Source organism: Rhodopseudomonas pseudopalustris (assembly GCF_900110435.1).
Taxonomy (GTDB): Bacteria; Pseudomonadota; Alphaproteobacteria; order Rhizobiales; family Xanthobacteraceae; genus Rhodopseudomonas; species Rhodopseudomonas pseudopalustris.
On sequence record NZ_FODT01000004.1, the window covers coordinates 227,074 to 245,112 of the forward strand.

At 63.8% G+C, this 18,039-nt stretch carries 18 protein-coding genes; 7 read left to right on the top strand and 11 right to left on the bottom strand.

The genetic code is table 11. From position 1 onward, the window contains the following. Nucleotides 1-8 precede the first annotated feature (8 nt). The 6 genes from scpA to folP form a co-directional block, all read right to left on the bottom strand. Entirely contained in the window at nucleotides 9-2,168 is a 2,160-nt protein-coding gene (scpA, locus tag BMY71_RS09890; RefSeq protein ID WP_092683433.1) for a methylmalonyl-CoA mutase, read from the bottom strand. A 234-nt stretch (nucleotides 2,169-2,402) separates the two neighbouring features. Continuing rightward, nucleotides 2,403-2,867 (bottom strand): GFA family protein, encoded by a 465-nt coding sequence (locus BMY71_RS09895; protein ID WP_011502347.1) that lies wholly within the window; start codon nucleotides 2,865-2,867, stop codon nucleotides 2,403-2,405. Continuing rightward, nucleotides 2,864-4,735 carry a methylmalonyl-CoA mutase family protein gene (locus BMY71_RS09900; protein ID WP_092683435.1) on the bottom strand — a complete coding sequence of 624 codons (1,872 nt, stop codon included), beginning with the start codon at nucleotides 4,733-4,735 and terminating at the stop codon, nucleotides 2,864-2,866. The genes BMY71_RS09895 and BMY71_RS09900 overlap by 4 nt, the downstream gene beginning before the upstream one ends. A 123-nt stretch (nucleotides 4,736-4,858) precedes the next feature. Further along, nucleotides 4,859-5,350 (bottom strand): 2-amino-4-hydroxy-6-hydroxymethyldihydropteridine diphosphokinase, encoded by a 492-nt coding sequence (gene folK / locus BMY71_RS09905; RefSeq protein ID WP_092683437.1) that lies wholly within the window; start codon nucleotides 5,348-5,350, stop codon nucleotides 4,859-4,861. Then, nucleotides 5,343-5,720: a dihydroneopterin aldolase gene (gene folB, locus BMY71_RS09910; protein ID WP_011502350.1), complete on the bottom strand. Its 378-nt coding sequence runs from the start codon at nucleotides 5,718-5,720 to the stop codon at nucleotides 5,343-5,345. Before folB ends, folK begins: the two co-directional genes overlap by 8 nt. Continuing rightward, nucleotides 5,717-6,586, bottom strand: a complete 870-nt coding sequence (gene folP, locus BMY71_RS09915) for a dihydropteroate synthase (RefSeq protein ID WP_092683708.1) — start codon at nucleotides 6,584-6,586, stop codon at nucleotides 5,717-5,719. The genes folB and folP overlap by 4 nt, the downstream gene beginning before the upstream one ends. Nucleotides 6,587-7,092: 506 nt before the next feature. Here folP and BMY71_RS09920 point away from each other — a divergent pair. Together BMY71_RS09920 and BMY71_RS24365 are read left to right on the top strand one after the other, a co-directional pair. Beyond that, nucleotides 7,093-7,515: a hypothetical protein gene (locus BMY71_RS09920; protein ID WP_041805240.1), complete on the top strand. Its 423-nt coding sequence runs from the start codon at nucleotides 7,093-7,095 to the stop codon at nucleotides 7,513-7,515. A gap of 4 nt (nucleotides 7,516-7,519) precedes the next feature. After that, nucleotides 7,520-8,881, top strand: a complete 1,362-nt coding sequence (locus BMY71_RS24365) for a hypothetical protein (RefSeq protein WP_139202621.1) — start codon at nucleotides 7,520-7,522, stop codon at nucleotides 8,879-8,881. Between the two features lie 261 nt (nucleotides 8,882-9,142). Here BMY71_RS24365 and BMY71_RS09930 read toward each other — a convergent pair whose 3' ends face one another. Further along, nucleotides 9,143-9,550, bottom strand: coding sequence for a DUF4332 domain-containing protein (locus BMY71_RS09930; RefSeq protein ID WP_011502353.1), 408 nt, complete (start codon nucleotides 9,548-9,550; stop codon nucleotides 9,143-9,145). 19 nt (nucleotides 9,551-9,569) lie between these two features. Further along, nucleotides 9,570-9,953 (bottom strand): hypothetical protein, encoded by a 384-nt coding sequence (locus BMY71_RS09935; protein ID WP_092683439.1) that lies wholly within the window; start codon nucleotides 9,951-9,953, stop codon nucleotides 9,570-9,572. Between the two features lie 314 nt (nucleotides 9,954-10,267). Here BMY71_RS09935 and BMY71_RS09940 point away from each other — a divergent pair, with 314 nt between their 5' ends. After that, on the top strand, nucleotides 10,268-11,878 hold the full coding sequence (locus tag BMY71_RS09940) for a helicase HerA-like domain-containing protein (protein WP_092683441.1): 1,611 nt from the start codon (nucleotides 10,268-10,270) through the stop codon (nucleotides 11,876-11,878). Nucleotides 11,879-11,900: 22 nt separating this feature from the next. Further along, nucleotides 11,901-13,307 carry a M20/M25/M40 family metallo-hydrolase gene (locus tag BMY71_RS09945; RefSeq protein WP_092683443.1) on the top strand — a complete coding sequence of 469 codons (1,407 nt, stop codon included), beginning with the start codon at nucleotides 11,901-11,903 and terminating at the stop codon, nucleotides 13,305-13,307. Between the two features lie 289 nt (nucleotides 13,308-13,596). On the opposite strand, the gene BMY71_RS09950 is transcribed toward BMY71_RS09945, so the two are convergent. Beyond that, entirely contained in the window at nucleotides 13,597-14,376 is a 780-nt protein-coding gene (locus BMY71_RS09950; RefSeq protein ID WP_011502357.1) for a class II aldolase/adducin family protein, read from the bottom strand. A gap of 308 nt (nucleotides 14,377-14,684) precedes the next feature. Here BMY71_RS09950 and BMY71_RS09955 point away from each other — a divergent pair, with 308 nt between their 5' ends. The 3 genes from BMY71_RS09955 (at nucleotide 14,685) to BMY71_RS09965 (ending at nucleotide 17,015) form a co-directional block, all read left to right on the top strand. Further along, nucleotides 14,685-15,593 (top strand): hypothetical protein, encoded by a 909-nt coding sequence (locus BMY71_RS09955; RefSeq protein WP_092683710.1) that lies wholly within the window; start codon nucleotides 14,685-14,687, stop codon nucleotides 15,591-15,593. A 171-nt stretch (nucleotides 15,594-15,764) separates the two neighbouring features. Further along, complete coding sequence (locus BMY71_RS09960) at nucleotides 15,765-16,181, top strand: Ros/MucR family transcriptional regulator (RefSeq protein ID WP_011502359.1); 417 nt, start codon at nucleotides 15,765-15,767, stop codon at nucleotides 16,179-16,181. 231 nt (nucleotides 16,182-16,412) lie between these two features. Beyond that, nucleotides 16,413-17,015, top strand: a complete 603-nt coding sequence (locus BMY71_RS09965; protein ID WP_092683445.1) for a DUF6456 domain-containing protein — start codon at nucleotides 16,413-16,415, stop codon at nucleotides 17,013-17,015. A gap of 22 nt (nucleotides 17,016-17,037) precedes the next feature. Here BMY71_RS09965 and BMY71_RS09970 read toward each other — a convergent pair whose 3' ends face one another. Both BMY71_RS09970 and BMY71_RS09975 read right to left on the bottom strand, forming a co-directional pair. Then, complete coding sequence (locus tag BMY71_RS09970) at nucleotides 17,038-17,466, bottom strand: SufE family protein (RefSeq protein ID WP_041805242.1); 429 nt, start codon at nucleotides 17,464-17,466, stop codon at nucleotides 17,038-17,040. Nucleotides 17,467-17,577: 111 nt separating this feature from the next. Then, nucleotides 17,578-17,982, bottom strand: coding sequence for a DUF5330 domain-containing protein (locus BMY71_RS09975; RefSeq protein ID WP_011502362.1), 405 nt, complete (start codon nucleotides 17,980-17,982; stop codon nucleotides 17,578-17,580). Nucleotides 17,983-18,039: the final 57 nt, after the last annotated feature.

Consider the following 18,039-nt stretch of genomic DNA (forward strand, 5'->3'; position numbering starts at 1 on the left):
TCCCGCAGCTACTCCGCCGCCTGGCTGGCGTGGCCGAGCCGGGCGTTGAGCTTGTGGATCAGCTCCTCGGCGGCGTCGGCGATCACCGTGCCGGGCGGGAAGATCGCCTCGGCGCCGGCGTTGATCAGCGCGTCGTAGTCCTGCGGCGGCACCACGCCGCCGATGATGACCATGATGTCGTCGCGGCCCTGCTGCTTCAGCGCCGCCTTCAGCTCCGGCACCGCGGTCAGATGCGCGGCGGCGAGCGACGACACGCCGAGAATGTGGACGTCGTTCTCCACCGCCTGCCGCGCCGCTTCCTCGGCGGTGGCGAACAGCGGCCCGATATCGACGTCGAAGCCGATGTCGGCGAAGGCCGAGGCGATCACCTTCTGGCCGCGGTCGTGGCCGTCCTGGCCGATCTTGGCGACCAGGATGCGCGGCCGTCGTCCCTCGGCGTCCTCGAACGCATCGATCAGCGCCTGCACTCGCTCCATCCGGTTTGCCATGCCCGCGACCTCCCGTTTGTAGACGCCGGTGATCGACCTGATCTCGGCGCGATGCCGGCCATAGACCTTCTCCAGCGCGTCGGAGATTTCGCCGACGGTGGCCTTCAGCCGTGCGGCATCGATCGCCAACGCCAGCAGATTGCCGTTGCCGTCCGCGGCCGAGCGTGTCAGCGCCGCGAGCGCCGCGTCGACATCGGCCTGGCTGCGGTCGCCGCGCAGACGCTTCAGCTTGTCGATCTGCAGCCGGCGCACGGTCGAGTTCTCGACCTTGAGCACGTCGATCGCCGCCTCGTCGGTCGGCTTGTACTTGTTGACGCCGATCACCGACTGCCGGCCGGTATCGATTCGCGCCTGGGTCTTGGCCGAGGCTTCCTCGATCCGCAGCTTCGGCACACCGGCCTCGATCGCCTTGGCCATGCCGCCGAGCGCCTCGACCTCCTGGATGTGGCCCCAGGCCTTCACCGCGAGATCGTGGGTCAGCCGCTCGACATAGTAGGAGCCGCCCCACGGATCGATGATCCGGTTGGTGCCACTCTCCTGCTGCAGGAACAGCTGAGTGTTGCGCGCGATCCGCGCCGAGAAGTCGGTCGGCAGCGCCAAAGCCTCGTCCAGCGCGTTGGTGTGCAGCGACTGGGTGTGGCCCTGCGTCGCCGCCATCGCCTCGATCGTGGTGCGCATCACGTTGTTGTAGACGTCCTGTGCGGTCAGCGACCAGCCGGAGGTCTGGCAATGGGTGCGCAGCGACAGCGATTTCGGATCCTTCGGGTTGAACTGGGTCAGCAGCTTGGCCCACAGCAGCCGCGCCGCGCGCATCTTGGCGACTTCCATGAAGAAGTTCATGCCGATCGCCCAGAAGAACGACAGCCGCGGCGCGAAGCGGTCGACGTCGAGCCCGGCGGCGATGCCGGCGCGCAGATACTCGACCCCGTCGGCGAGCGTGTAAGCGAGCTCGAGGTCCTGCGTCGCGCCGGCCTCCTGCATGTGATAGCCGGAGATCGAGATCGAGTTGTACTTCGGCATCTTCGTCGAGGTATAGGCGAAGATGTCGGAGATGATCCGCATCGAGGGCGTCGGCGGATAGATGTAGGTGTTGCGCACCATGAACTCTTTCAGAATGTCATTCTGAATGGTGCCTGACAGTTTCTCCGGCGGCACGCCCTGTTCTTCGGCGGCGGCGACGAACAGCGCCAGGATCGGCAGCACCGCGCCGTTCATGGTCATCGACACGCTCATCTGGTCGAGCGGGATGCCGGCGAACAGCGTGCGCATGTCGTAGATGCTGTCGATCGCCACGCCCGCCATGCCGACGTCGCCGGCGACGCGCGGATGATCGCTGTCGTAGCCGCGATGGGTGGCGAGGTCGAACGCCACCGACAGGCCCTTTTGGCCGGCGGCGAGGTTGCGGCGATAGAACGCGTTGGAATCTTCCGCGGTGGAGAAGCCGGCATATTGCCGGATGGTCCACGGCTGATTGACATACATGGTCGGGTAGGGGCCGCGCAGGAATGGCGCGAGGCCCGGCCAGGTATCAAGGAAATCGATGCCTTCGAGATCGGCCTCGCTGTAGCCCGGCTTGACCAGAATGCCCTCGGGCGTCAGCCACGGCTCGGCCCGCCCCGCAGGAGCGGCGGTGCCGGCGGTCTGAAACGCGATCTCGGCGAAGTTCGGAATCTTGGTCATTCTTTTTTCTCAAATTCTCGATGTCGTTCGATCAAGCCGCTAACATTCTTCTTGTAGGCGGGGTCGTTTCGATAGTCCCTCGACAGGTTCGACGTCCACCTGTCCCAGAACCACCATGTGATCAGATCCCAGATCACACCGATCATGATGACCTCGGTAGATCGCAATCTCTTCAACTCGACCGGCCGCTGATGCGTTTATAGCACGGCCGGCTAAGCGCGTCATTTGTCGGCCTCAGTCATGGTCCGGCTGCTGATAGCTGAACACTTGGGACAGCTTCTCGGCTCCGTAAATCTGCAACGTCGTCTTGCTCGGTAGGTTCGCGATCGCGCCGACCCAGCCCAGCCGAGACTCGGCGCCGAGTTGCACGGTCGGAACCACGCGGTCGGGGCGGTCGAACGTTCCGGTCATGATCTCGATGCTCGTGCCGTCATTCTGACGATAGCTCAGCGGCGTGCCACAGGCCTTGCAGAAGTCGCGCTCGGCCAGCGACGAGGATTTGAACGATGCCGGCTTGCCGTGGGTCCAGGCGAAGTGCTCGCGGGCGACTTCGGCCATCGACGCGAACGGGGCGCCGGTCGCTTTCTGGCACATCCGGCAGTGGCACAGCGTGACCCGTAGCGGCGGCGCGCTGAGTGCATAGCGGATCACGCCGCACTGGCAGCCGCCGGTGAGCACCGGTTTGCCGGTCGCGGTCATGCCGCCTCGATTCGCTGCCAGGCGTCGTTCAGCATCGCCAGCGCTTCGCTGCCGGCGAAGATGAAGTCCTGCACGCCGGCATCGCGCAAGCTTGCTTCCTGCTCGCCTGGACGGCCTGCGAGATAGATCCGCGCGCAGCCCGCGTCGCGCAGCGCCTGCGCGGCCGGAGCGGCATGGACGGCATAGGCCTTGTCCGAGGAGCACAGGCACGCAAATGATGCGCCGGAAGCCTTGAAGGCCTCCGCCAGCGCCTGCGGATCGGTGAAGCCGTCGTTGTCGATCGCCTCGATGCCGCCGGTCTCGAAGAAGCTCTTCGCGAAAGTGGCGCGCGCGGTGAAATCCGCCGCGCTGCCGAGATTGGCAAGGAACACTTTTGGCCGCGCTGACTTGGCGGCGAGGCGGGCGTCGGACTTGTCGCGCAGGGTCTCGAATGGCTTCGCGATCCGGATCGGCGCGAGCGCCTCGAAATGGATCTTGGCCTCGCTGTCGGACGGCGCTGCGACCGGCTTGGCGTCGAGCACGGTCGCCCGCGCCTCGTGCAGATTCGGAAATTCGCTGGCGCCGGTCAGGACGTCGCGGCGCTTGCCAATGTTCTTGTCGCGCGCGGCGCGTGTCGCCGCCACCTTGGGCTGGATCGCATTGCCGCTGAGCGCCGCGAACGCGCCGCCGGCATTCTCGATCTCTTGAAACTGCAGCCACGCCGCGTCGCACAGCTCGCGGGTCAAGGCCTCGATGCCGCCGGAGCCGGCGGCGGGGTCGGCGACCTTGTCGAGGTTGGACTCTTCGCGCAGGATCAATTGAGTGTTGCGGGCGACGCGGCGCGCAAACGCATCGGGAAGACCGATCGCCAGCGTGTGCGGCAGCACCAGAACCGAATTGGCGCCGCCGAGCGCGGCCGAGAAGGTCGCGACCGTCGCGCGCAGCATGTTCACCGACGGATCGCGCTGGGTCAGCATTCGCCACGCGGTTTCCGCCGCGACGAACAGCGGCTTCGGCGCGAGGCCGCAGCTCTGCTCGATCCGCGCCCACAACAGCCGCAGGGCGCGGAATTTCGCGAGCGTCAGGAACTGATCGGCATCCGCCGCGAGCCGCGCATAGATCATGCTGCGTGCCTGATCGAGCGGCACGCCCGCGCTGTCCAGTGCGCGCAGATAGGCGACGCCGGCCGCGAGCACGTAAGCCAGCTCCTGCGCTTCCGAGCCGCCGGCGTCGTGGATCACGCGGCCGTCGGCAGCCAGGAAGGGCGCCTTGAAGCCGGTGCCTGCGAGGCCAGTGGCGACCTCGGAGACGCCACGCGCGATCTCGCTCCAATCGGTCGGGCTCGATCCCTGCATGGCGCGCGCGCCCAGCGGGTCGATGCCGAAGCGGATGTCACATGCGGCCGGATCGGTGCCGCGGCTCTTGATCAGGTCGACGAGATGGCGAACCACGTCGCAGGATTGCGGCGGGAACTGCAACTCGATCGCGATGCCGGCGTCGAGGTGGATGCCCTCCAGGGCCTTGGCGACGGCGTCTTTGGTGCCCGGCAACCCGAAGCCGCGCGCGCCGACGCTGCCGGCGAACACCAGCGTCAGCCCGGTTGCGCCATTCTCGAGGTCCTGCAGCGCCTGTGCATTGGCCTGCGCGGCGTCCGGATGATCGATCCGCTGCATGATCTGCCACGGCTCCGCGGGACCACGGCCGGCCACCGGCGCCGCGTCGCGCGCCCGCGGATAGATCGGGTCGATCTTGACGCCGTCATAGGTCTTGCCGACCAGTTTCTCGAACGACGCGCCTTTCAGCACGCCGTCGACCAGCTTGCGCCAGTCGTCATAGCCGGCCGGAGCGAAATCGGCGGCGAGCGGCAGCTCCTTGCTTGCAGAAGACATCGTGGAAATCGGGCTCCCGAGAATGACAATTCGATTTGGCCGGAAAATGCCACGCCCAGCCCGCTATGCCAAACAGTTGTTTCAGGCCGATAGGCGCAGGACGCGGTTGCTTGTGCGCTGCGCTCAGCCGCGCGGCGGCAGACGCTCGATTCCGTCGGTGGAAAGCGCCGCCAGAGCCAGTTTCAACGATTTTCCAGCGACCATTCCGTCCGGCCGAATTTCGACCAGCGGCGCCAGCACGAAGGCGCGCTCGAACAATCGCGGATGCGGCAGCGTCAGGTCGGGGCGCTCGATCGCCGCGTCGGCGTAGGCGAGCAGGTCGAGATCGAGCGTGCGCGGCCCCCAGCGCCGCTCGTGGGCGCGGTCGCGGCCGAACCGCTTCTCGATCTTGTGCAGGGTGTACAGCAGCGCCATCGGATCGAGCGCGGTGTCGATCGCGATGCAGGCGTTGACGAAGCGGTCCTGTTGCTCGTCGCCCCAGGGCGGGGTCGCATAGTCCGAGGAGCGCGCCAGCAACTCGCCTTGGGTCATGCCGCAGATGTTGGCAATCGCCTTTTCGAAGGTCGCGCGAACATCACCGACATTGCCGCCGAGTGCGATCAGCGCCTCAGCCATGCGAAGGCTGCCGCTGCCGCGTGATGATCACGCCGACGTCGTCGAAGATCGCCGCGATCGGCGCGTGCGGCTTGTGCACGGTGATCTTCACCGCGGTGATCTTGTCGAACGCCGACAGGATCGCGTCGGCGACCGCACCGGCGGCGCGTTCGAGTAGTTTGTAGTTGGTGTCCTTGAAGGCCGCGGTGGCGCAGGCCACCACGTTGGAATAGGACACGGTGTCGGACAGGCGATCGGTGCGCGAGGATTCGGTGAGGTCGGCGGTCAGCGCGAGGTCGATCACGAAGCGCTGGCCGACTTCGGTCTCGTGATCCATCACGCCGTGCCGCGCATGCAGCACCAGGCCGGTGATGAAGATGGTGTCGTTCATCGGTTGTCCTCGATGCTGGTCGTGATGGCGTGGGCGACTTGCAGCGCCTGCGCGGTTTCGGCGACGTCGTGGGCGCGGATGATCCGCGCGCCGTTGTGCACGGCGATCAGATGCGCGGCGATCGAACCGCCGATTCTTTCTTTGGGCTCGGACGGCGACACCGTGCTGATGAAGCGCTTTCGTGAAGCGCCGACCAGAACAGGCAGCCCGAAATGCGCGAAGGCGTCGAGCCGCGCCAGCGTGATCATGCTCTGCTGCGGCGTCTTGCCGAAGCCGATGCCGGGATCGAGCAGGATGTTGGCCTCGGCGATGCCGGCGCGGGCGGCGATCGCCAGCGAGCGCTCGAAGAAGGCGTTGATATCAGCGACGATGTCGATCGCAGGATCCGCGTCGTCGCGATTATGCATCACGATCACCGGCGCGCCGCGCGCGGCGACGACATCGGCCATCCCGGGATCGCGCTGCAGGCCCCAGACGTCGTTGGCGATCGACGCACCATTGTCGAGCGCCCACGCCGCCACCTCGGCCTTCATGCTGTCGATCGACACCGGCGTGCCGAGCGCCGCGACCGCCGCCAGCACCGGACGGAGGCGCTGCAATTCCTGCGCGGCCGACACCGGCGTCGAGCCGTAGGGCCGGGTGGATTCCGCGCCGATATCGATGATGTCGGCGCCGTCCGCGATCATCCGCGCCGCATGCTCGCGCGCCCGCTCCGGGCTGAGAAAGTCGCCGCCGTCGGAGAAGGAATCAGGGGTGACGTTGAGAATGCCCATCACCGCCGGCACCGGGCGCGCGAGCAACGCCCGCAACGCGGCGGCGCCGCCGGTCGCGGTGGGAGGCGCTGGAGTTTGCTGCGCTGCGCTCATGGCAAGCGCTTTGCGCGGGAAGCGGCGGGCTGTCAAGCGGGGGTGGGGAGGAAGGCTGTGGTCGAGGCAATTCGTGTTGGAACTATCGCGGCCAGCGTTGGGCTCACGAAGCGCTCTAGTCTGTTGAGGCTTGATAGCTGACGCGTCATTGCAGGGGATGGCGCCACTTTGGGGCAGGAGGACGCTACTAGGTGGAATGGCGCATGGTCTATCATCGGATGCGATGGAAGCATGGCTTGTGCGGCGCGCCATTTTCCCCTTTGCCGCGATGAATTTGTCGGTGTTGACGCTCGCGATTCCCCGGGCCACGATAGCTCCCGCCTCTGATGGTCGAAATGGTGCGCTCCGAGTTTTTGGCGGCCTTACTAATCATCAGTAAGAGGGCGAATAAATTGACGTTTGACCAGCGCCAAGATTCAATAGCTGGCTGTTTTCATGCAGGTTGATCTGCAATCGTGCTTGAGCCTTGATCTATACGTACGGTTTTTGATGAGAAAGAGATTGCCATGCGTCCGAGTATTGATGCGCTTCGCTTCGCTGTTGCAACGCCGATCATCGCGGCTCATCTTCTTTCCTTTTATCTAATACTGAGTTCCTCAAATGTGGCAACTCTTCAAGAGAGGGTCGATGTGTCGCTCATCATCGGGCCAATATTCGCTGTCTACGTGGCTGCTATTGTCCGAAAAATCAGCTCACTGATGACACAGAATTGGGATGCAACGCCTGTGCATCCTTTGTTTGCAGTCCTCGCGATCGTGGTTGCAACCATATTCGCAGTATCTGTTCCAGCGACGCTATTGAGCTTTATTCATCAAGGCATAGCTACGACTCAGGATTTGAAGACGACGTTGGGCATACTCGAGACGGCTCTCGGTCTGTATACTGGAAGCTTAATCGAAAGCCTGTTTGGTTCTCACCCGAAGGACTAAGCAAATGATGTTGTCCAGTGGATGTTTTTTCCGAGGCGGCGTGCGCGGATATCTTATTCTATTCGTTGTCGTGATTGCTGACTTGATGTCCGGTCTGCTGCCGGCTTGGTCGTTGGAGGTCTCCTATTTCCGAACCGACATCTCTTCATCTGTGCACCCGCTGGAAGGTGAATTGTGGCGCGGCTACGCGCGTTTGCAGTTTTCAAGTTCCGGTGAGATTGTCGAGGGGCATCTGTGTCTCAAAGGGAGGCGGCAGCCTTTGGTAATAGCCGGCCATAAGGGCCTGGGCGGAAGTATTTACATGCGATTGAATGGCCTCGAAGATCTCGGCGTCGGAGCTGGGCTGCTTGAATTCAAAAAGACCTCCGATGTTGCAACCGAGTTTGATTCGACTCACTGGAGTTTTTCTCCGCCGGAACGAAAGGAAGATAATGATGGCGCATCAAAGCAGCCGTCACCCGAGGTTTATTCAATAGACCTTTCAGAGATTCCAGCAGCGGAAGCGGAAAAAGTTGCTAAAACAACGAGGCGTCAAAGAAGGCTTGCAGCTATGTCTCTCGCCCACGCCTTCCGCGAGGAACTGAGGCGTCCCACGCGATCTGGTGGAGATGGCGGTATTGATCCCGGTAAAGTCAAGGTGCGCGTCAATTCATCGAAAGTCAGCGACCTCAATAGATTCCTGCGAATCATTAGTGCGAGACCAGTGCTAGACGACATCGCGGCTAATCGCTGCGGAGTCCCAATTCTCGACGAAGAAATTGATGTCGTGCCGTTGCTCGAGAGCTGGTCAGCAGCGAAGATTGCGTCAAGCGGCCTGGTCATATCCGCTGATGTCGTCGTACTTCCTGCTGGTCCCGGCGCGCTTGCACTCACGACGAGCTCAAAGAATTTCATGCAGGTGGTTTCTCACGATAGGCGGAGCGTCGACGTTCGCGACGCCCAGCTATCGCGTGAATTTCAGAGGCTGATGCTCTCTTTCGCAGGGCGTCGGCGGCCGAATTTCGAAGCGTCGGGCAGCGTTCAAAGGCTGATCGATAATACGCCATTCTTCTACCGCTTCGAAATCAAAGGCCTCGCACTAGCGCGCTGTGATCCAAATCGCTGGGAAAAAATAGTTATGCAATTTCTCCTGCACAGGAGTCTGACTAGCGATGATGCCGTCGGCATCGTGCTGCAAATTCAGGAGGGTTTCTTCGCAATGAGTCCGCCTAGCCAACCTCCCGCAGATACTCGCTACCTCGAAAATCGCATTCCTGACGGCGATCTGGAAAATTTGCAGCAAAGGATGGCCGGATACTTAATCGATCGTGGTTTTTCTGACGAGTCCCCCGGAGTTGCTTCCCAAGGCAATCCAGCATGCAAATGAACAGACATTCTCGACGCAGAGTAGGTGTTCGATTCATAGAGCAGAGGCTTTGACAATGTTGAGTGGAAACCAGGCGGCGTCGAAACGGTCGGTGCTTGCAATTCGGGTGTTGGTGGTCAAGGTCGCTAATCAGCAATAAATGACACTGTGTCTTGCTTCATTCCGCTCCGCGAGTCTTGAAAGAGGCGCATGTGGGCTTCGTTAACCGCGCCCCCCAAACGGGCGATGATCGCAGGACGTCAAGCCTCACGCCGTCCCCCCTCAATAACTAATCTTCAGCGGCAGCTTCCGCGCCTCCTCAATGAGCTGCCCGACTTCCTTTTCGGACGGCAGCGCGCGGACGAGTTTGCGCTTGAGGTTGGCTTCTTTCATGTTCTGCGCCAGCCGCGCCGGGTTGCGGTGGGTGAATTCGCGCAGGGTGGAGACGCCGGCGGCGCGCAGCAGTTCGGTCTTGGCCTTGCCCATGCCGGGGATGCGCATGCAGTCGGCGATGTTGGCCCATTCCAGCAGCTGCTGTTCGGTGAGGCCGGTCTTGGTGGCGAGCGCCTTGCGGCCGCGCATGGTGCGGGCGGCTTCGAGCAGGGCTTCGGTGGTGCGGATGCCGATGGATTTCAGTTTGGCGGCTGCCGCTGCGGTCATGCCGTCAATCTGGGAGATGGGGTATGTCATTTTACTCAGAACTGAAGTGTCACGTGAATTGGCGAAGGCCCGGCGTCTCGGCGATGATCGTCTTCATCCGATCCGGGCCGATCTTTTCGCGGCCGATGTGGAACAGCTCGTGCGCGAGCTTCTGGATGTCGGCCATACCGAGGCCGAGCCCCATCAGCCGTGCGCCCATCGCCATCACGCCGCCGCCCATCAGACTCGAGCCCATCAGCCGGCTGAGCCCGCCGCGCGATTCATTTGCGGATTCGATCGCGGCTTCGGCGCCCGGGATGGTGTCGATCAGGGCCTGAACGGGTTCTTGCGGACCCTCGTTGCGGAGAAAGCCGAGGATGATGCCGACGCTTTTGCCAGCAACGGCTTTGTCCAGGCCGGCCTTGTCGGCCAGCCGTTCAATCAACTCGTCCATTACGCCCCCACCGCCGGTTGTCTGCCGGATTGTACTTGTCTCATTATCCTGATCTTCCACGTTCCGAAACACAAGCAACGCGCGCACGCGAAGCCGCTGTTCCGCCAGATTCGATTCGCGAGTGTTGCAACATTGCAAGAGCGTTCTGGCCCGGGCAGCTCTACCAAGAGATTAAGACGGCGAATTTCGCGCCGCCGATACGTCGGATTGCGGCGGCGCCGAATGATCGTTGAACAGTTTTCATCGATATGCAGGATATGCGAAGCAGGAGCCGCTGACGGCTCGATTGTTTCTGCGCGCGGGGAAACGGCACGATGACGGCGAGCGAAACCGGCCACGACGATATCGATGGCAAGATCTTCATCGGCAAGGGCGAGCAGCCGGCATGGCTCACGCTCGGCCTCGCCAATCGCCACGGCCTCGTCACCGGCGCCACCGGCACCGGCAAGACAGTGTCGCTGCAGGTGATGGCCGAAGGCTTTGCGCGCGCCGGCGTGCCGGTGTTCGCCGCCGACATCAAGGGTGATCTCTCGGGCATCGCCGAAACCGGCGAGGCGAAAGATTTCATCCTCAAGCGCGCGAAGGAGATGGGTCTGGCTTTTCAGCCTGATCAGTTCAGCACAGTGTTCTGGGACGTGTTCGGCGAGCAGGGCCATCCGGTGCGGGCCACTGTCTCGGAGATGGGACCGCTGCTGCTGTCGCGAATGCTCGATCTCAACGACGTGCAGGAAGGCGTGCTCAACGTCGCGTTCCGTGTCGCCGACGACATGGGCTTGCCGCTGGTGGATATGAAAGATCTGCGCGCGATGCTCGATGCGATCGCGCCGATCGCCGCGAAGGTCGCCGAGAACGGCGACGTCAACGCCGACATCAGGCAGGCGGCGCAGGCGCTCGGCAACGTCACCAAGCAGACCGTCGGCACCATTCAGCGTCAGTTGCTCGTGCTGGAGAATCAGGGCGGCGAAAGTTTCTTCGGCGAGCCCGCATTGCAGTTGAAGGATTTCATCCGCACCGACAATCAGGGCCGCGGTCTCGTCAACATCCTGGTCGCAGACAAGTTGATGACCAATCCCAGGTTGTATGCGACCTTCCTGCTGTGGATGTTGGCGGAGCTGTTCGAGGAGTTGCCCGAAGTCGGCGATCCGGACAAGCCGAAGCTGGTGTTCTTTTTCGACGAGGCGCATCTGTTGTTCAACGATGCTCCGAAGCCGTTGATGGACAAGATCGAGCAGGTGGTGCGGCTGATCCGCTCCAAGGGCGTCGGCGTCTACTTCGTCACGCAGAACCCGATCGACGTGCCGGATCGCGTGCTGGCGCAACTCGGCAACCGGGTGCAGCACGCGTTGCGCGCATTCACCCCGCGCGACCAGAAGGCGGTCGCGGCGGCGGCGACCACGTTCCGACCCAATCCCAAGCTCGACACCACCAAGGCGATCACCGAACTCGGCAAGGGCGAGGCGCTCGTATCGTTCCTCGAAGGCAACGGCACGCCGGCGATGGTCGAGCGCGTGATGATCCGACCGCCTGCGGCCCGTATCGGGCCGATCACGCCGGAGGAGCGCAAGGCGATCATCGCCGCGAGCCCGGTGAGGGGAAAGTACGACACCGCAATCGATTCCGAATCCGCCTATGAGAAGTTGCGCGATCGCATTGAGAACAAGAATGCGGGCGCCGAAGGCGCGCCGGCCGAAGGCGGCATTCTCGGCCAGCTCGGCAGCATCGTCTCGACCGTGTTCGGCACCAGCGCGCCGCGCGGCAAGCTCACCACCGGGCAGGTGGTGGCGCGCAATGTCGCGCGCAGCGTCACCAACACGGTGATCGGCGGCATCGCCGCCGATCTCGGCAAGCGCGTCGGCGGTTCGCTCGGCGGATCGGTCGGGCGCTCGATCGTCCGCGGTACGCTCGGCAGTCTGCTGCGCCGCTGATCTCATTCACAAGGAAACTGCAATGCCCGCCACTTCGCAGCTACAAGCGGTGCTCGATCGCGCCGACGCCGATTTTGATCACGCGCTGGAGCGGCTGTTCGCGCTGCTGCGGATCAAGTCGATCTCCGCCGATCCGGCGTTCGCCGCCGACTGCAAGGCGGCCGCTACGCATCTGGCTGCCGACCTCGCCTCGATCGGCTTCGACGCCGAAGTGAAGCCGACCGCGGGCCATCCGGCGATCGTCGCCAAGGCCAAGGGCAATACCGGGAAGCGGCCACATGCGTTGTTCTACGGCCACTACGACGTGCAGCCGGTCGATCCGCTCGCGCTGTGGCATCGTCCGCCGTTCGAGCCGGTGGTGACCGATCACGCCGACGGTCGCAAGATCATCGTCGCGCGCGGCGCGCAGGACGACAAAGGCCAGCTTTCCACCTTCGTCGAGGCCTGCCGGGCGTGGAAGAGCGTCACCGGCGAACTGCCGATCGACCTCACCATCGTCATCGAAGGCGAGGAGGAGGTCGGCTCGAAGAACTTCGTGCCGTTCCTCGAGACCAACAAGCAGGACCTCGCCGCCGACTTCGCGCTGGTGTGCGACACCGGCATGTGGGACCCGTCGACGCCGGCGATCACCACCTCGCTGCGCGGGCTCGTCTACGAGGAAGTGAAGATCAAAGCCGCCAACCGCGATCTGCACTCCGGCGTCTATGGTGGCGGCGCGCAAAATCCGATCCGCGTGCTGACGCGGATTCTCGGCGGGTTGCATGATGAGCACGGCCGCATCACCATTCCCGGCTTCTACGACGGCGTAAAGGATCTGCCCCCGGATATTCTGGCGCAGTGGAAGGGCCTCAACCTCACCGCCGAGAGCTTCCTGAAGCCGATCGGCCTGTCGCTTCCGGCGGGCGAGGACGATCGGCTGTTGATCGAACAGATTTCATCGCGACCGACCTGCGATATCAACGGCATCGTCGGCGGCTACACCGGCGAAGGCTCGAAGACGGTGATCGCGGCGGAGGCCTCCGCAAAGGTGTCGTTCCGGATCGTCGAGGGCCAGGACCCGAAGAAGATCCGCGACGCCTTCCGCGCGTTCGTCACGGCGCGGCTGCCGGGCGACTGCCGCGCCGAGTTTCTCGATCACTCCAACGCCCCCGCGATCGCGCTCGACTGGAATATGAAGCCGCTGGCGGCGGCAAAGCGCGCGCTGACGGAGGAGTGGGGTAAGGACGCGCTGCTGATCGGCTCCGGCGCCTCGATTCCGATCGTCGCCGATTTCAAGCGCACGCTCGGCATCGACAGCGTATTGATCGGCTTCGGCCTCGACGACGACAACATCCATTCGCCGAACGAGAAGTACGACCTGCGCAGCTTCCAGAAGGGCATCCGTTCCTGGGTGCGGATTCTGGCGGCGCTGGCGGAGAGGGCGAAGTAGCAGGATAACGGTCCAGCAAAGCGAGGCGGGAGCGAAGTAATAAGTTTTGTCCTGCACTGACACCATTCTCGCCGCTGACTTCGGTGGTTATGGATTCCGGGTTCGCGCTTCGCGCGCCCCGGAATGACGAACGAGAGGGCGTTGTCGCCGCAGCGCCCCGAACTGAGCGCCGAAGAACGGCGACCCACGCATCGCCCCACGCAAAAACGCCGCCCGGAATTGGGCGGCGTTTGGATTCAGATCGCGTAGAGGGTGTGTGGCTGAAGACTACATCAATTCCGTCGCGGTTTCAATTGCGGTAGCTCGGATCCATCCGGTCGAGCTTGCGCAGCAGCGGCGGCCAGACCAGTTTGGTGGAACGCAGTTCCATCGCGTCCTGGTTGGCGATCAGCGTGTGGTTTTTGTCGATCACCACGTTCTCGATCGGGTAGGCGGTCGGGCCGAGCATCTTCGTACGAACCTGCATCGTGCAGGAACGCTCCAGATGATACATCCGCTCGAAGGCGGAGGCGACCGAACGGCCCACCGTCAGCGTGCCATGATTGCGCAGCAGCATGTGGTTCTTGTTGCCGAGATCGCGCTGCAGCCGCGGCCGCTCGTCGTGATCCAGCGCGACGCCCTCATAGTCGTGATAGGCGAGGTCGCCGGTGACGAAATGCGCGGTCTGGTTCGTCGGCAGCAGGCCTTCCATGCAACTCGCCACCGCGGTGCCGTCGGGCGTGTGCAGATGCATGACGCAGCCGGCGTCCTCGCGGACCTCGTGGATCGCCGAGTGGATGGTGAAGCCGGCCGGGTTGATCTTGTACTGGCTCTGGGTGAGCTGATTGCCGTCGAGGTCGACCTTGACCAGGCTGGACGCGGTGATCTCGTCGAACATCAGGCCGTAGGGATTGATCAGGAAGTGATGCTCAGGCCCGGGCACGCGTGCCGAAATGTGAGTGTCGACCAGATCGTCCCAGCCGTAATAGGCGACCAGGCGATAGCAGGCGGCAAGGTTGACCCGCTGCTCCCACTCGGCCTCCGTCATATCCGAGGGCGCATCTCTCAGGCGTGCTTCGGCTGGCGACATGGCCGTTTCCTCTTGGGGGTTGGTTAGTGCTTGCCGCCGAGGTTAGTCCTGCGAATGTTTTGCAGCAAGCCGCCGCGCGCGCGGCAGCCATGATTCCCGGTCGGCGATTGCCACGCGGGGCGCCGGGAGCCTGGCGGCGCGGGGCGGGGACGCCCGCTCGGTGATCGGCGGCCGCCGGCGTCGGCAAAACTCCCAAAACCGCGCCCAACAAGTTGTTTGCAAAGCGGAACGGCGATTGCCGATGCCGATCATATGACGTTATCGTGGCGCGGACGACCGCCGCGCGCAGCGGCGGACTGGAGTTTGGGATGGTTTTTCTGCTGGTGGCTGGGATTGGCTTCCTGTTGGCCGGGCTGGCGTCGATTATATTCGGCGTCCCGGTGAAGGAATTCAGCTTCGGCAATACCTTGATTCTTTCGGGTGTCGCGGGTGGGTGCACCGGCGCGATCCTGCTTGGCCTGCACGTCGTCGTCCGCGAGATTCGGGCAATGGCCGCGGTGGCCAGCGCCGCGACGCAGCAACCTCCTGCCAAGCCTCGGCCGGTGTTTCCGCCGCCGGCGTCTGCGGGCGAGGCCGACAGCAAGGACGGCCAGCTGTTCCCAGGCGATCGTTCTGAGCCCGATCTGGATGCGCCATCCGCCGGGTCTGCGGCTGCGGGGCCCGGCTCCTCGCCGCCGTGGCAGGACGAGGCAGCCACGCGCGACCGCCTCCGCCCGCGTGGCTCCGAGGCTGCTGTTCTGCCGCCTCCGCCTGCCGAATCGAACACCAAGAAGCGCAATCTTCTGTTTTCGTCCTCGTCACGGAAGGAGCGCGAGCGCGCCGCCGCCAAATCGGGCGACCCGATCGAGCCCGAGGGGACCGCACCCGAGCCTGCTTCTTCCGCACCGGCGATCCCGCCGCGCACTTTCGAGGAAGCCTGGCCGGAATCCGATCGGCCGCGTGGCGATTCCGGCGCGCGCCGTGGTCGATCGCTGTTCGGCGGCGGTGACGCGCGTGAGCCCGCACCCGCGGAGCCGGAGCGTCCCAAGTCGCCGGAGCGCACGCCCGCGCCGCGCAGCGAGGAGACGACCGAGGTGACGGTGCTGAAGTCCGGCGTCGTCGACGGGATGGCGTATTCGCTGTATTCCGACGGCTCGATCGAGGCGCAGATGCCCGAAGGCATGATGCGGTTCGCGTCGATCGACGAGCTGCGCGACCACCTCGACCAGCGCACTTAAGCTCTTGGTCTACCTTGCGTCGACTGAAGGGCGCGAAATACAGTCTTGTATTGGCGAGGTCTTTGTTGCGTTTCGGGCGCGGCCTGCCGATCATCGAGCAACCGACAAGATTCGACCGGCGCGGCGCGCGGACTATCCGCAGCCGGCCCTGATCCGATTGGACGATCCTTCATGAGCGACCCCGCGGGCAAGAGCTTCATCGAACTGACCGCGACCATCGTCTCCGCTTATGTCAGCAACAATCCGACGCCGGCGGGCGAGATTCCCGGCCTGATCGGGCAGGTGCACGCCGCTTTGCAGCGGCTGTCGAGCGGCCGCCCCGAGACTCCGGCGCTGGAGCCGGCGAAGCCCGCGGTTCCGCTGAAGAAGTCGATGACGCCGGAATATTTGATCTGCCTGGAGGACGGCAAACGCTTCAAATCGCTGAAGCGGCATTTGCGCACGCAGTACAAGATGACCCCGGAGCAATACCGCGAGAAATGGGGACTGCCGGCCGACTACCCGATGGTCGCGCCGAACTACGCCGTGGAGCGCTCGCAGCTCGCCAAGAAGATGGGGCTCGGGCAGCAGCGCCGGCGGCGAAAATAGCCTTTGCGTCCGACCGGCTGACCCCGTCGAGGAAAAAAATCCGCAAGTAGGCCGTCGAGGGGCTCGCAGGGCGATCAATATTCTGAGAAAATTTTCCTATCAGGAATTTTCTTGGAGTGCTCGTCCGATGTTGCAGATCGCTTGGTCCTTCCCAGTTTCGAACGCCTCTCGGCAATCGCGCTTTCGAGCAGGCCTGTTGCGGCCGTTGCCGGCCGGTGCGGAGGCCGTGCAATGAAACGGCGCGATCGCAATCCGACCACTCGCGCAGCCGGCAAGGCCGAGATCGACTCGTTCCGCGCCCAGCATTTGACGTTGGCGGAGCGGCAGATCATGACCGCGGAAGGCATCGCCAGCGTCACGATCGATGACGGGGAAAGCCCGCTGGCGTGGCTCGCACGCCGCAAGGGCCGCGATGGACGCAGCCTGATCAGCAGCCACCAGTTCGTCGCCGGCGAGCGATTGCGCGCGGACTTCACGCGCGGAAACCTGTCGCCGCGGGTGACCTCGAACTGGGGCGCGCCGACCGGCCGGGCAGGCAGCCGCGGGGCCGGCGAGATGACCGATCTGGTCGTGGCCTCGCGTCAGCGCGTGCAGCACGCGATCACCGCATGCGGGCCGGAATTCTCCGGCATCCTACTGGATGTTTGCTGCTTCCTGCACGGGCTTGAGGACGTCGAGCGCGAGCGTGGCTGGCCGTCGCGTTCGGCCAAGGTCGTGCTGCAACTGGCGCTCGACCGCCTGGCGCGGCACTACGGCCTTGCGCCGCGGTCCAGCGACGCGAAACCGAAAATGCGGAGTTGGCTCGCCGAGGATGCCGAATTCGTGGTGACCTGATTTCCTCGGATCGACGTCGCCTTCAGCTCGACGCGGCGAGTGTTTCGTGCGCGTCGAGCTTGATCCGTTCGATCATCGAGCGCAGGCCGTTGGAGCGCTGCGGCGTGAGATGTTCCCGAAAGCCGAGTTCGTCGAACACCTTGATCGGCTCCGCTGCAAGGATCTCTGTCGGCGTGCGGCCGGACACCATCGACAGCAGGATCGCGATCAGGCCGCGGACGATGTGCGCGTCACTGTCGCCGAGATAGTTCAGCACCGGCTCATCGTCGGCGCTCCGCGTCAGCTTGCGCGACAGCCAGACCTGGCTGGCGCAACCATTGACCTTGTTGGCGGACGAGTGCTGCTCCTCGGGCATCGGATCGAGCGTGCGGCCGAGCTCGATCACGTAACGATAGCGATCGTCCCAATCGTCCAGCAGTGCGAAATTGTCCCTGATTTCGTCGATCGTCATCATGATCCGTATCTGCCTGCCGCGGTCCCCTACGGAACCCGATGCCTCACAGATATATTGGATCACGTTCGCTCGAAAGCGATATCCGCCTCTTTCGACTGAAAGTCGATGTCAGTTGGCGGCGGTTTCGGAACCCCGCAGGCGCCATTCGACCTTGACGTCGTCGGGGTTCAGCGTGTCGCGCGGCGCGTAGCCGATCAGTTGCTCGTCGACACCTTCGACGCCATCGATCGAACCGGTCTGATCGCTGCTGCGCTTGTCGATGATGATCTTGTAGATCTTACGCGCGCCCTCCTGGGCGCGATGCCCGATCACGGTGGCGGCATGTTCCCCGATCTCGCAGGCCGAGGGCTGGCGCTTGCAGAACTGGCTGAAATCGGAGACGGCTGCGCTCGCGGCAGACACCGCTTCGGACGCGCCGATCTGCGGGAGCTTTTCGGAATCCGGCGTCTTCTCCCGGGGCAACAACACCAGGACGAGACCGAGCCAAAACGTCAACCGAAGCAGAAAGAACATCGCGCGACCCCGTCGTCCAAATCCCGTTGCGATTGACCTCGCAATCCAAGCCTTCCT